Source organism: Sphingomonas flavalba, from assembly GCF_047553045.1.
Lineage (GTDB): Bacteria > Pseudomonadota > Alphaproteobacteria > Sphingomonadales > Sphingomonadaceae > Sphingomonas_L > Sphingomonas_L flavalba_A.
Genome location: NZ_CP180208.1, coordinates 1,094,548 through 1,107,622, shown reverse-complemented (window position 1 = coordinate 1,107,622; position 13,075 = coordinate 1,094,548). Strand labels below are relative to the sequence as shown.

Sequence of the window (13,075 nt, the reverse complement as noted above, 5' to 3'; positions counted from 1 at the left end):
GGCGGGCGGTAAGTGAGGAGGATCGCGATGCGTGGATACGCGGCTTTGCTGGCGCTTGCGACGATGGCGAGCGCACCAATCGCGGCGCAAACCCCGGCCAGCCCGCAGAACCGGGCGGAGGCTGTTCGGATCATCGCCGGCCTGCGGCAGATCGTTAGCCCCAACGGCCTGCAATCGGTCGAGACGATCCCAATCGGCGGCATCGATCAGGTGGTGTCGATCCGCAGCCAGGACCTGCGCAACCCGGTCATCATCTATTTTCACGGCGGTCCCGGTTTCGTCGAAATGCCGCTGGACTGGTGGTGGGGGCGCGGCTGGGACGAGTTTTTCACCGTTATCCACTGGGACCAGCGCAACGCCGGCAAGACCTATACCGCCAGCGGCCCGAACGCGGCGGCATCACTGACCCCCGAACGCTTCCAGCGCGACGCCGAGGAAATCGTTCAGTGGGCGCTGAAACGCTTCGGCAAACGCAAGCTGTTCGTCATCGGCCATAGCTGGGGCAGCATGCTCGGCCTGCGGCTGGCCGCCAGCCACCCGGAATGGCTCCACGCCTATATCGGCATGGGTCAGGTGACCAACGCCCCGGAAAGCGAGCGGCGCGGCTGGGCGTGGACAATGGCGCGGGCGCGGGCGGACAACAATGCGGAGGCGATCCGCGCGCTTCAGGCCATCGCCCCCTATGCCGCCGGCCCCGGCCCGATCCCGGTCGAGGCGATCATGGTCCAGCGCAAATGGCTCAACCATTATGGCGGAGCGGCATGGCGGCGGCCGGGCGGCGATTTCGAAGCGGCTGCCTTCACCCTGGCCCCCGAATATAGCGACGCGGACGTCCGCAACGCGTTCAAGGGGCAGGCCGCCGTCACCCAGGCGCTGCTCCCCGATGTCCTGACCGCCGACCTGTCGACGATCCGCACGCTGAAAACGCCGCTGATCCTGCTGCTCGGCCGCCACGACATCAACGTATCGAGCGAAGTCGCCGCCGACTGGTTCGCCACGGTCAAGGCGCCGTCAAAGCGGCTGGTCTGGTTCGAGCGTTCCGGCCATCACATCACCAGCGAGGAGCCGGGCAAGCTGCTGATGACGCTGGCCGCCCACGCCCGGCCGATCGCGGCGCGGGCGGGCGACGTCGCGCCATAACATCAGGGTCAGAACGCCGTGACGGTCAGGCCCCGGTCAGGGCGGCGGCGAGCGCTTTGACCTTCTTCTGCCGCCATTGCGGCATCGGCGCGATCAGCCAGTAACCGGGCTTGCCGTCCTGCGGCCCGTCGACCGCCTCGACCCGCCCGGCGGCAAGATCCGTCTCGGCAAGCAGCGCCGGGACATGAGCGATACCGAAACCGGCGGCCGCGGCATCGATCGCCAGTCCGGCGTCGGCGACCTTCAGCGCCGGCGGCGCCTCATTCTCTCCGCGCGGGCAGCCGGGCCATTCGATCCGCCCTGTGCCGCCACCACCGGGGCGGCCGACGGCGATAAATCCGGGCGCGGCCAGCGCCATGCCCTCATGCTCGCCCGGCCCGTCGAGCAGCAGGATCGCGCAATCGAGATTGGCCTCGGTGAAATCGATCGCGGTATCGGCGGCGATCAGGTGGAAACGCAGTTCCGGGTCGGTCGCGGCATAGGCGGCCAGCCGGGGCGCCAGCCATTTCGCCGTCAGGTCGCGCGGCGCCGCAATGGTCAGCGATTTGGAGGTCTGGCCCGCCTGCATCGCCCGCACCGCTTCCTCGAAATTCAGGAAACCGGCGCGCAGCGCGTCCAGCCCGGCCTCGCCCTCCGGCGTCAGTTCCAGCCCCTTGGCGGTGCGGCGAAACAGCACGGTGCCCAGCGTATCCTCCAGCGCGCGGATCTGCTGGCCGACCGCCGCCGGCGTCACCGCCAGTTCATCCGCCGCGCGGGTGAAGGACAGGTGCCGCGCCGCCGCGTCGAGCACGCGCAGGCCGTTCAGCGGCAGGTGGGTCCGCTTCATTGCGCCACCGCCGGCGCAACCAGCGGAAAACGCGGGATCGCGATGTCGAAGGTGCCGCCATCCTCGGCGATCATGCCGTAATGGCCGACCATCTGGCCGGTCGGCGTCGCCAGCGGGCAACCGGATACATAGTCGTAGGACTGGCCGGGCGCGATCATCGGCTGTTCGCCGACCACGCCGTCGCCCTGCACCTCGTGCCGGGCACCGCGCCCGTCGGTGATGATCCAGTGGCGGGTCAGCAACTGCACCGCCTGCGGCCCGTCGTTTTCGATGCGGATGTGGTAGGACCAGAACCACCGCCCCCGCGCCGGCTCCGCCTGTTCAGGCAGAAAGCTGACCGCGACCCGCACCGTTACCCCGCGCGTCGTCGCGACGTGGGGGAACAGCGCTTTCACAGTCCGACGGCCCGCAACGCCTGGTCGAGATCGTCGATCAGATCCTGCGGGTCCTCCAGCCCGACATGCAGGCGCAACATCCCCTCGCCAATGCCCATCGCTTCGCGGACATCGGCGGCAAGGCCGCTGTGGGTGGTGGAACAGGGATGGGTCATCAACGAGCGCGTATCGCCCAGATTGTTCGATATGTCGATCAATCCCAGCGCGTTCAGCAGGCCGTGTGCCTGCGCCCGGCCGCCGTCCAGCCGCACCGCCATCACCGTACCGCCCAGCCGCATCTGGCGCATCGCCAGTGCGTGCTGCGGGTGGCTGGTCAGGCCGGGGTAGAGTACGCCCGGCACCCGCCCTTCCAGGAAAGTGGCGACCGCCAGCGCGTTCTCGCTCTGCCGCGCGACGCGCAGTTCCAGCGTTTCCAGCCCTTTCAGCACCACCCAGGCGTTGAACGCGCTGAGCGTCGGCCCGGTGTTGCGGGTAAACGGCAACAGCGTGTTCTCGATGAAATCTTCCGAACCGCAAACCGCGCCGGCCAGCACCCGCCCCTGCCCGTCCATCATCTTGGTCGCCGAATAGGCGACGATGTCGGCGCCGAAATCGATCGGCCGCTGCAACGCGGCGGTGGCGAAGGCATTGTCGACGACGCTCAGCAGCCCGCGCTCGCGCGCAATGCCGCACACCGCCGCCAGATCGACGATGTCCAGCGTCGGGTTGGCCGGCGTTTCAAAGAAGAACAGGCGGGTTTCCGGCCGCACCGCATCGGCCCAGGCCTGGGTGTCCGGCCCGTCGACAATCGTCACGCCGACGCCAAAGCGCGGCAGCAGCGTATCGGTCAGCCAGCGGCAGGAACCGAACATCGTCCGCGCGGCGACGATATGGTCGCCCTGCGACAACTGACAGAGCAGCGCCGCGGTCATCGCCGCCATGCCGCTGGCCATGCAACGCGCCGCTTCCGCCCCGTCGAGCAGGGCGATACGCTGTTCCAGCATCTCCACCGTCGGGTTCTGCAGGCGTGAATAGGTCATGCCGGTTTCAGTGCCGGCGAAGCGGGCGGCCGCCGCCTCCGCATTGTCGTAGCTGTAGCCCGAATTGAGGAACAGCGCCTCGGACGTCTCGCCCCATTCGGATCGCGCGGTGCCACCGCGCACCGCCTGGGTTGCGGGGCGCCAGTGGCGGGTGATGCTGCGGTCCTGGCCGGTCGTGCGCTTCATGGCCCTCGCCTTTGCAGTGGAGCGGCGGCGCAGGTCAATCATTGCGCCGCGTAATATTTCCTTTGGCTTGCCGTAACGATGCTAGCGGCCGCGGTCCGCCCCATGCGCTCCCCCCCTTCTCTTTTCCGGCAAAGCCGACGACAAGACGCAGGCGGACGTGGGGAACGGGGACGCGGAATGCTGGATCGGACGGTCGCATGGCTGGCGCGGCGCAGCGCGCTGGAACTGGTGCTGCTGCTGGCGCTGGTCGCCGAGGCGCTGTTCCTGTGGGACCTTGGCCACCCGGCCAGGCTCATGTTCGACGAAACCTATTACGTCCCCGCCGGGCGCAGCACCTACGGCATGACCGGGCCGGCAAATGTCGAGCATCCGCTGTTCGCCAAATGGCTGATCGGCCTGTCGATGGCGCTGTTCGGCGACACGCCGTTCGGCTGGCGGGTGCTGAGCACGCTGGCCGGCACCGCGACGATGGTCTCGCTGTTCGCGATCGCACTGGCGCTGTTTAGGGATCGGCGGGCCGCCGTCACCGCCGCGCTTATCGCGCTGCTCGACCAGATGCTGTTCATCCAGGCGCGGATCGCGATGCTGGACGTGTTCATGGGCGCTTTCCTGACCGCCGGCATCGCGCTGGCGCTCTGGGGCTGGCGGACGAAAGGCGACGCGCGGCCGCGCCTGTTCGGCGCCGGCCTCTGCCTGGGGCTGGCGGTCGGCTGCAAATGGACGGCGATTCCCTATGTCGCGCTCGCCTGCGCCGCCGCCGCGATCGCCCAGTTCCGCGATCCTGCGGCATTTCGCCGCGCCGGGCGCTGGACACCGGCGCTGTGGATCGGCGTGCCGGCGCTGGCCGCCTATTTCGCCACCTTCGCCCCCGCGCTCGGCTATGCCGAACAGCCGCTGCGGCCCGGCGACCTTATCGGCTATCAACTGTTCATCTACGGCGAACAGATCAAACCGCTTTCCGCCCACACCTATATGAGCGACTGGTGGCAATGGCCGCTGATCAGCCGGCCGATCTGGTATTTCTACGAGGTCGACGACGGCGCCCAGCGCGGCGTCATCCTGCTCGGCAACCCGGCGGTGATGTGGGGCGGGCTGATCGCGGTCGGCGCCTGCCTGTGGTGGGGGTTGAAGGCGCGTTCGACGCCGCTGCTCTGGGCAGCGGGCGGCTATCTGTTCGCGATCGGGGTGTGGATCGTCATCCCGAAGAAAATCGGTTTCTATTACTATTACTACCTGCCGGCGCTGTTGCTCAGCATCGCGCTGGCCGGGGCGCTCCACCACATGCGATCTGGCCGCGTCGCCGCGCTGTTTCTCGCGGTGGCGGCGGCGATGTTCGTCTATTTTCTGCCGATCATCTCCGCCGCGCCGCTGGCCGACGCGCAGGCCTTCCGCCACTGGATGTGGTTCTCAAGCTGGCCCTAGAGTTTGTCCTGTTTAAGCGGCACCGGCCCGCTCCCCCACCCGGCCTCCCAACGGCAGTATCATATGGGAGGCCGGGTGGGAGAGCGGGCGGAAGCGCCCAAGGTTTCGAAGATGCGCAGCATCGTTGGAATGGCGCTGGAGGGCGGTGCCGTTTCCGCCCGAAACCGACGAAACCTAGCGATACCGGCCCCAGGTGAAGCGGGACGACAGCGCGAAATTCCACACCGCGCCGACCAGAACGCCGGCCAGCGCCGACACCGTCCACAGCGCATGGCGGAATTCGAACAGGAAAGCGGCGACGCCGACATTGGCGAGCGCCCCGACCGAACAGACCAGGCAGAAGCTGCCCCAGCCCCACAGCAGCGCCCGCGCCCCGTGCAGCCGCCGGTCGCGGTAGGTCAGCGCGTTGTTCAGGAAGAAGTTGAACGTCATCGCCGCCATCGTCGCGATCGTCTGCGCCGCGACGAACCCCAGGCCAAGGCCGCGATATGCGACGGTCAGCAACGTCATGTGAACGCCGATGCCGATCGCGCCGATCGTTCCGAACATCGCGAAGCGGGTCGGGACGATGCGGCCGAAAGTCCGGTCGTAGAGCGCGATCAGGAATTCGAGCGCGACGACATGGTCCAGCTTGCTCTCCCCCGCAAAGCGGGCATGGAAATGGTACGGAATCTCTTCGAAACGCAGCGGCCGGCGAGCGGTGGTGAACAGGTCGAGCAGGATCTTGAAGCCAATGCCGGACAGGCGCGGCGCAATCTGGCGGAAACGGTCGCCGCGGATCATGAAAAAGCCGCTCATCGGGTCGGCAAGCTCGGCGCGCAGCACCAGCCGGGCGATCCGCGTCGCCAGTTCCGACTTGGCGGCGCGGTCGCGGTCCCAGTCGCCGGTGCCGCCGCCGGGAACGAAGCGCGAGGCGACGACCAGCTCCAGGTCCGGTTTCTCCGCCAGCCGGTCGAGCATCGTCGCGAGCAGCGCCGGATCATGCTGCAAATCGGCATCCATCACGGCGATGCACGGTGCGGAGGTGGCCATCATCCCCTCGATGCAGGCCGATGACAGGCCGCGCCGCCCGACACGCTCGATCACCCGAACCCGCCGGTCATGGCGGCCGATCTCGCGGACGCGGGCGGCGGTGCCGTCCGGGCTGCCGTCGTCGACGAAAATCGCTTCCCACGCCCGCCCGGCCAGCGCCTTGTCGATCCGCTCGACCACCGCCGCGACATTGTCGACCTCGTTGAAGGTCGGCAGCACGATCGCCAGTTCGAGCGGCCCGGTCATGCCAGGGCGGCCAGCACCCGGTCGCCGATCTCGCGGGTCGAATGGCTGCCGCCGAGATCGGCGGAGCGGGCGCCGCCGGCCAGCGCCGCCGCCACCGCCGCCTCTATCCTGTCCGCTTCCGCCGCGCGGCCGAGCGAATGGCGCAGCAGCATCGCCGCCGACAGGATCGTCGCCAGCGGATTGGCCTTGCCCTGCCCGGCAATGTCGGGCGCGGACCCGTGGATCGGCTCGTACAGGCCGGGGCCGCCCGCGCCCAGCGCCGCCGACGGCAACATGCCGATCGACCCGGCACACATCGACGCCTGATCGGACAATATGTCGCCGAACAGGTTGCCGGTGACGATCACGTCGAAATGGCCGGGCGCGCGGACCAGCTGCATCGCGGCGTTGTCGACATACATGTGCTCCAGCGCGACGTCGGGATAGCGCGCGCCGACCTCGATCACCACGTCGCGCCACAATTGCGAGGTTTCGAGCACATTGGCCTTGTCGACCGAGCACAGCCGCCGCTTGCGCCCGCGCGCCGTTTCGAACGCGATGGTGGCGATGCGCGCGACCTCATCCTCGTCATAGCGCATCATGTCGAACCCCTCGCGCCGGCCGGTGTCGGTGGTGCGGCGGCCGCGCGGCTGGCCGAAATAGACGTCTCCGGTCAGTTCGCGGACGATCACCATGTCGATCGAACGCGCGATCTCCGGTCGAAGTGCCGAGGCATCGGCCAGTTCGGGAAAAAGCGTCGCCGGGCGGAGGTTGGCGAACAGGCCCAATTCCTTGCGCAGGCCGAGGATCGCCTGTTCCGGCCGCAGGTGCCGGTCCAGCGCGTCGCAGGCCGGGTCGCCGACCGCGCCGAACAGGATCGCGTCGGCGCGTTTGGCCAGCGCCAGCGTTTCCGGCGGCAGCGGGTGGCCGGTGGCCTTGTACGCGGCGCCGCCGACCGGCGCCTGCTCATAACGAAGGTCGGGTGCGACGTGTTCGAGCACGCGCACCGCCTCCGCCACCACTTCCGGTCCAATTCCGTCCCCCGGCAATAACGCGATCAGCACGCTCGAAACCCCTTCCCTGTTACTCGGCCCCGTCATTCCGCGGCACGCCGCAGCCGGTGGATCAGCCGCGCCCGCGCTGCCAATATGTCCGCCTTGCGGTCGACCAGAATGTCGCGGGCGAGGAAATGGCCGGTGATCGCCAGCGCGTCAAACACTTCGTCCCATCCGGCCGCGCCGCCGTCGCGCAGGAAGGGCGGCAGGCGGAACAGCCGGTCGACATGGCCGCCCCCCGCCGCCCGCCCGACCGCCTTGCCGCTGCGCGGGCTGACATAGGCCAGATCGTCTTCCGCCCCGGTCACCGCGCAGCGCCGCAGGTCCAGGCCGAAGCCCAGCTCGGCGAGCAGCAGCAGTTCGTAGCGCGCCAGGCTCGCCGCCCAGCCGCGCGCCGACGGCGCCGCCTCGACCGCGCCGAGCACGCCGTCCAGCGCCACGAACAGCCGGGGGTGGGCCAGCCCCTCCGCCAGCGCCGTCGCGGTCAGGCCGCACGCCCAGTCGATCGCGGCGGCGGGCAGCGGCTCGGCGAACAGCGGCGCCCGGCTGTGCGTCAGTTCAACGGTCAGCCCGGCAAGCTGCTCGGCGGTGCGGGCACGATATTCGGCATGGACGAGGTTGCCCGGCATCAGCACCGGCCGCAGCCGCCGCGACCGCCCGCCCCGGACATAGCCGGCCAACAGCCCGTTGTCCGGGGTCAGCGCGCGGACGACGGCGCCATGCTCGCCATGCCCGCGCACCGCGCAGATGATCGCCAGGCCCTCTATCCGCATGGCCCGGCCATAGGCCGTCGTGCCGCGCCGCACCAGTTCCGCGCTTGCATCGCCCGGCATCCTCGGTCATCGCGCGCTGCGTGACTCACCTGTTCCGTACCCTGTTCTGGCTCGCCGTCGCGGTGACCCTCTATTTCGCGTGGTCGCCGCAGCCGCCGCAGATCCTGCCGGGCGACAAATACCAGCACGCGCTGGCCTTCGCCGCGCTGGCGACGATCGCGACGCTCGGCTGGCCAAGCATACGCTGGTGGGTGACGGCGGCGCTGCTCGCCGCGTTCGGCGGGCTGATCGAACTGGTTCAGGCGATCCCCGCCATCCACCGCGACGCCGACGTGCATGACTGGTATGCCGACATGGCCGCCGTCGCGGTCGCGCTGCTGCTGTCCCACCTGCTGCTGCGGCTGCTGCGCAGGCGCGACCGGGAAAGCTGAACACGCGGGAACCTTGCGCCGGTTTTGCCGTCCAATGGCGGCAATGGGGGATGAAGCATGGGTGCCCAACCGCGTATCGATTACCAGCAACTGTCCGACCCGGCGCTGGCCGAGCGCATCGCCGCGCGCGACCCGGCCGCCGTCCGCCTCGTCACCACCCGCCACAACCAGCGGCTGTTCCGGGTGGCGTACGGCATCCTCAAACACCGTGGCGACAGCGAGGACGTGCTGCAAAACGCCTATCTGAAGGCGTTCGCCGCGATCGGCGGCTTTCGCGGCGATTCGGCGCTGTCGACCTGGCTGACCCGGATCGTCATCAACGAGGCGCTGGAACGGCGGCGGCGCAAGCTGCGCGAAACGGCGCTGGCGCAAGGTTCCGTGGTGATGCTTGACGAATATCGCGAGAAGCTGGCCGGCGGCGCCCGGCCGCAACCGGACGCGGAACTGGCCCAGCACCAGATCCGCGTGCTGCTCGAACAGGCGGTCAGCCGGCTGCCGGACGATTTCCGCCTGGTCTTCGTGCTGCGCGAGATCGAGGGCGTCAGCGTCGACGAGACCGCCCGCCTGCTCGATATCCTGCCGGCGACGGTCAAGACCCGCCACCTGCGCGCCCGCCGCCGCTTGCAGAAGGATCTGGGGCCGCAACTGCGCGCCGCCCTCCACGGCAGCTTCCCGTTCGCTGGTCTCGCCTGCGAGGCGATGACCGAACGGGTGGTCGGCGCGTTTTGCGGCGAAACCGGGGAACCCTAGGCGCCACATCGCCATCCAAGCGGCAGGGCGGGCATGGCGCCCGCCGGCAATGGAGATGGCACAATGATGAAGACAATCGGGTTCGCGGCGGCGGTCGCCCTGGCGGCGCCGGTCGCGGCGCAGGCACAGGCGCAGGCGGCCGCCCTGACCGACCCGCAGATCGCCCACATCGCCTACACGGCGGGCGCGATCGACGTCGAGGCCGGCAGACAGGCCATTGCCAGGGCGCAGAGCCCGGCGGTCCGCGCCTTCGCCGAAACGATGGTGCGCGATCATCAGGCGGTGAACGAACAGGCGCTGGCGCTGGTCAGGAAACTGGGCGTGACGCCACAGGACAATCCGACCAGCCAGGCGCTGTCGGCGGAAGCGGCGAAGCAGTTGAAGGCGCAGGCGGCGCTGAGCGGCGCGGCGTTCGACAGGGCCTATGTCACGGGCGAGGTGACGTTCCACAAGACGGTCAACGGCGCCCTGTCCGGCCTGCTTATCCCCAGCGCCGGCAACGCCGAGCTGAAGGACCTGCTGGAAGCCGGGCTAAAGCTGTTCAGCGAGCATCAGGGCCATGCCGAGCACCTCGCCATGACGGTGCGCTGATCATGCGCGCGCCGCACCCGGTGCTGCTCGCCCTCGCCAGTGCCGCGCTCACCGCGGCACCGGCCCCGCTGCTCGCGGCGGGCAAGACCTATGTCGTGACGATGAAGGCGATGGCGTTCGGCCCGGTGCCCGCCGGGCTGCGCGTCGGCGACACGATCGAATGGGTCAACGACGATGTCGTCCGCCACACCGCCACGGCGGCAAACAAGAGCTTCGACGTCGACCTGCAACCAAAGGCGCGCGGCCGCACATTGCTGACCGCCGCCGGGGTGTTTCCGTTCGTCTGCCGCTTCCATCCTGGCATGAAAGGGGTGCTGCGCGTCGCCAGACAATAACGCATGTCCGCATTTGGCATCGGCGGCCGCCTGCCCTAGATAGCCCCCTCGTCATTCCAGAGAGGCACACGTCATGGCCACCGATCCGATCGTCATCCTGTCTTACGCCCGCACGCCGATGGGCGGGTTTCAGGGCAGCCTGTCCGGCGCCAGCGCCACCGATCTCGGCGCCGCCGCGGTCGGCGCGGCGGTCACCCGCGCCGGGGTGGCGGGCGATCTGATCGAGCGGATTTACATGGGCTGCGTCCTCCCCGCCGGGCTGGGGCAGGCCCCGGCGCGTCAGGCGGCGCTGAAGGCCGGCCTGCCGCAGTCGGTGGAAGCGGCAACGGTCAACAAGATGTGCGGGTCGGGCATGATGGCGACGATGCTCGGCGCCGACGCGCTCGCCGCCGGCTCGGCCGATCTGCTCGTCGTCGGCGGCATGGAAAGCATGACCAACGCGCCCTATCTGCTGATGAAGCATCGCGGCGGCGCCCGCATCGGCCATGACCGGGCGATGGACCATATGTATCTGGACGGGCTGGAAGACGCCTACGAACCCGGCCGGCTGATGGGCAGCTTTGCCGAAGAAACCGCCGCCGCATATCAGTTCACCCGCGAGGGGCAGGACGAATATGCCGTCGCCTCGCTCGAACGGGCAAAACAGGCGCAGCAATCCGGCGCCTTCGATCGCGAAATCGTCGCGGTCGACATCGCCGGGCGCAAGGGCACGACGACGGTCGCGCTCGACGAACAACCGCAAAAGGCCGATCCGGCGAAAATCCCGACGCTGAAACCCGCCTTCGCCAAGGACGGGACGATCACCGCCGCCAACGCCTCGTCGATCTCCGACGGCGCCGCCGCGCTGGTGCTGACCCGACAGAGCGTCGCCGACCGGCTGGGCGTCACCCCGGTCGCCCGCATCGTCGCGCAGGCCGCCCACGCCCATGCCCCGGCCCTGTTCACCACCGCGCCGGTGTTCGCGATCCGCAAGGCGCTGGACAAGGCCGGCTGGAAAACCGGCGACGCCGACCTGTACGAAGTGAACGAGGCCTTCGCCGTCGTCGCGATGATCGCGATGCGCGATCTTGGCCTCGATCACGCGATCACCAACGTCAACGGCGGCGCCTGCGCGCTCGGCCACCCGATCGGCGCCAGCGGCGCGCGTATCCTCGCCACCCTGCTCTCCGCCCTGCAGGCGCGCGGCGGCCGGCGCGGCGTCGCGTCGCTGTGCATTGGCGGCGGGGAAGCGACGGCGGTGGCGGTGGAACTGATCGCCTGACCAGTCGCCGCCGCCCCGATTGACTCGTTGACCGCCAACCGCGCTTGTGGCAGTCGACGCCGCGCGCGCGGGTGTAGCTCAATGGTAGAGCAGAAGCTTCCCAAGCTTACGACGAGGGTTCGATTCCCTTCACCCGCTCCACTCTCCTGTCCGATGACGTTCATATCCGTCTAGACAGACCCCCCAAATCCACGGTATTCAGCGGTAATCAGGCCGCAAGCGTTCAGCCGCGTTCGCATTCAGCCACCAGCCGGTGGGGGTACGATTGGGGGGTACTGGCAAAGTGGCCAAGTCGATACCCCCAAGCCTGGGGGTATATTGGGGGTACAGACCTCGGATAGGCTGGCGGTTCCTATGGCTCTGACTGATGTTGCAATTCGGAATGCCAAGCCCGGCGCAAAGGCGATCAAGCTGGCAGACGGCGGCGGCATGTTTCTGCTGGTCACACCAGCCGGGGGCAAACTCTGGCGGCTCAAATATCGTGTCGATGGACGCGAGAAGCTGCTGGCCATCGGAGCCTATCCCGAAATCGGACTTGGCGAGGCTCGCCGTCGCCGGGAGGAAGCGCGGGAACTGATCGCGTTTGGCAAAGACCCTTCCCGCGAAAAGCAGCGCGACAAGGTGCGCGCCCGCCTAAAGGCGGCGGACACGTTCAAGGCGATCTGCGACGAATATTGCGAGAAGAGGCGACGCGATGGGGTGAAAGGCTGGGCACCTGCAACAGCCACGCGAAGCGAATATCTGCTGTCTTTAGTCTGCGGGTCCATCGGCAAACTGCCTATTGGTGAGATTGAACCGGCGGACGTGCTGACGGCCATTCGCAGGATTGAAGGCAAGGGAAAACTGGAGAGCGCCCGGCGCAGCCTGCAACTGGCCGGTTCCGTGTTCCGCTACGCCGTAGCGACCGCGCGGCTGGCGTCCGCCCCTACCCGCGATCTGCGCGGCGCGCTGACCGCGCCCACCGTCACGCATTACGGCGCGATTACCGATGCGCGGAAGGTCGGCCAATTGCTTCGCGCCATCGATGACTATGACGGCAGCGGCATAACCAAGCTGGCGCTGCAAATCGCCCCGCATGTCTTTGTTCGCCCCGGCGAGCTGCGCCATGCCGAATGGAGCGAGTTCGATCTGGACGGCGCGCTCTGGATCATCCCGGCAGGCAAGATGAAAATGCGCAAAGCGCACCAAGTCCCGCTATCCCGGCAAGCGGTGGACCTATTCCGCGAAGTGCAGGCGGTCACGGGACCGGCCGGGTTTGTCTTTCCGTCGGTTCGCACTCGCGCACGCCCGATGAGCGAGAACACGATCAACGCCGGGCTGCGCCGGCTGGGCTATACCAGCGACGAAATGACCGCGCACGGGTTCCGGGCGATGGCATCAACGCTGCTGAACGAATGCGGGAAGTGGCATCCGGATGCCATCGAACGCGCACTTGCCCATGGCGACGACGACAAGGTGCGCGCGGCTTATCATCGCGGCGCGCACTGGAAAGAGCGCGTGAAAATGGCGCAATGGTGGAGCGACCATCTGGATACGCTGCGCAGGGGTGCGGAAGTTGTGCCCATCCGCGATCAGGGAGCCGCATAATTGCTCAGCGTCACTTTTCCCCCGGTAATCAGTTGTGGAATGGACTT

The 13,075-nt window shown here is 68.4% G+C and carries 14 protein-coding genes and 1 tRNA gene; 9 read left to right on the top strand and 6 right to left on the bottom strand.

Going from position 1 to position 13,075, the window contains the following annotated elements:
* The first annotated feature begins 27 nt into the window (after positions 1-27).
* The gene (locus ACMT1E_RS05120) at positions 28-1,140 is read left to right on the top strand and encodes an alpha/beta fold hydrolase (RefSeq protein WP_414902610.1); all 1,113 of its coding nucleotides are present in this window, start codon (positions 28-30) and stop codon (positions 1,138-1,140) included.
* A 25-nt stretch (positions 1,141-1,165) separates the two neighbouring features.
* Here ACMT1E_RS05120 and ACMT1E_RS05115 read toward each other — a convergent pair whose 3' ends face one another.
* From ACMT1E_RS05115 to ACMT1E_RS05105, 3 genes are read right to left on the bottom strand one after another with little or no spacing between them, the layout of a single operon-like run.
* On the bottom strand, positions 1,166-1,966 hold the full coding sequence (locus tag ACMT1E_RS05115; RefSeq protein WP_414902609.1) for a LysR family transcriptional regulator: 801 nt from the start codon (positions 1,964-1,966) through the stop codon (positions 1,166-1,168).
* The gene (gene apaG, locus ACMT1E_RS05110; protein ID WP_414902608.1) at positions 1,963-2,361 is read right to left on the bottom strand and encodes a Co2+/Mg2+ efflux protein ApaG; all 399 of its coding nucleotides are present in this window, start codon (positions 2,359-2,361) and stop codon (positions 1,963-1,965) included. The genes ACMT1E_RS05115 and apaG overlap by 4 nt, the downstream gene beginning before the upstream one ends.
* A complete protein-coding gene (locus tag ACMT1E_RS05105) occupies positions 2,358-3,566 on the bottom strand; it encodes a trans-sulfuration enzyme family protein (protein ID WP_414902607.1) in 1,209 nt (402 codons plus the stop codon). Before ACMT1E_RS05105 ends, apaG begins: the two co-directional genes overlap by 4 nt.
* Positions 3,567-3,743: 177 nt before the next feature.
* On the opposite strand from ACMT1E_RS05105, the gene ACMT1E_RS05100 reads away from it, so the two are divergent.
* Positions 3,744-4,988, top strand: a complete 1,245-nt coding sequence (locus ACMT1E_RS05100) for a glycosyltransferase family 39 protein (protein WP_414902606.1) — start codon at positions 3,744-3,746, stop codon at positions 4,986-4,988.
* Between the two features lie 174 nt (positions 4,989-5,162).
* Here ACMT1E_RS05100 and ACMT1E_RS05095 read toward each other — a convergent pair whose 3' ends face one another.
* Genes ACMT1E_RS05095 through recO form a run of 3 tightly spaced genes read right to left on the bottom strand, consistent with a single transcriptional unit; the run spans position 5,163 to position 8,073 of the window.
* Positions 5,163-6,266 (bottom strand): glycosyltransferase family 2 protein, encoded by a 1,104-nt coding sequence (locus ACMT1E_RS05095; protein WP_414902605.1) that lies wholly within the window; start codon positions 6,264-6,266, stop codon positions 5,163-5,165.
* Positions 6,263-7,309 carry a 3-isopropylmalate dehydrogenase gene (gene leuB, locus ACMT1E_RS05090; protein ID WP_414902604.1) on the bottom strand — a complete coding sequence of 349 codons (1,047 nt, stop codon included), beginning with the start codon at positions 7,307-7,309 and terminating at the stop codon, positions 6,263-6,265. The genes ACMT1E_RS05095 and leuB overlap by 4 nt, the downstream gene beginning before the upstream one ends.
* Positions 7,310-7,341: 32 nt before the next feature.
* Complete coding sequence (gene recO / locus ACMT1E_RS05085) at positions 7,342-8,073, bottom strand: DNA repair protein RecO (protein ID WP_414903279.1); 732 nt, start codon at positions 8,071-8,073, stop codon at positions 7,342-7,344.
* A gap of 80 nt (positions 8,074-8,153) precedes the next feature.
* Between recO and ACMT1E_RS05080 the strand changes: the two genes are divergently transcribed.
* The 7 genes from ACMT1E_RS05080 to ACMT1E_RS05050 all read left to right on the top strand — a co-directional run bounded on the left by ACMT1E_RS05080 (position 8,154) and on the right by ACMT1E_RS05050 (position 13,028).
* Positions 8,154-8,504, top strand: a complete 351-nt coding sequence (locus ACMT1E_RS05080) for a hypothetical protein (protein ID WP_414902603.1) — start codon at positions 8,154-8,156, stop codon at positions 8,502-8,504.
* A gap of 57 nt (positions 8,505-8,561) precedes the next feature.
* Complete coding sequence (locus ACMT1E_RS05075; protein ID WP_414902602.1) at positions 8,562-9,254, top strand: RNA polymerase sigma factor; 693 nt, start codon at positions 8,562-8,564, stop codon at positions 9,252-9,254.
* Between the two features lie 63 nt (positions 9,255-9,317).
* Positions 9,318-9,845: a DUF4142 domain-containing protein gene (locus ACMT1E_RS05070; RefSeq protein WP_414902601.1), complete on the top strand. Its 528-nt coding sequence runs from the start codon at positions 9,318-9,320 to the stop codon at positions 9,843-9,845.
* A 2-nt stretch (positions 9,846-9,847) separates the two neighbouring features.
* On the top strand, positions 9,848-10,180 hold the full coding sequence (locus ACMT1E_RS05065) for a cupredoxin domain-containing protein (protein ID WP_414902600.1): 333 nt from the start codon (positions 9,848-9,850) through the stop codon (positions 10,178-10,180).
* 73 nt (positions 10,181-10,253) lie between these two features.
* Positions 10,254-11,441, top strand: a complete 1,188-nt coding sequence (locus ACMT1E_RS05060) for an acetyl-CoA C-acyltransferase (RefSeq protein WP_414902599.1) — start codon at positions 10,254-10,256, stop codon at positions 11,439-11,441.
* 67 nt (positions 11,442-11,508) lie between these two features.
* A tRNA-Gly gene (locus tag ACMT1E_RS05055) sits at positions 11,509-11,582 on the top strand.
* A gap of 213 nt (positions 11,583-11,795) precedes the next feature.
* The gene (locus ACMT1E_RS05050; protein ID WP_414902598.1) at positions 11,796-13,028 is read left to right on the top strand and encodes a tyrosine-type recombinase/integrase; all 1,233 of its coding nucleotides are present in this window, start codon (positions 11,796-11,798) and stop codon (positions 13,026-13,028) included.
* The last annotated feature ends 47 nt before the right edge of the window (positions 13,029-13,075 follow it).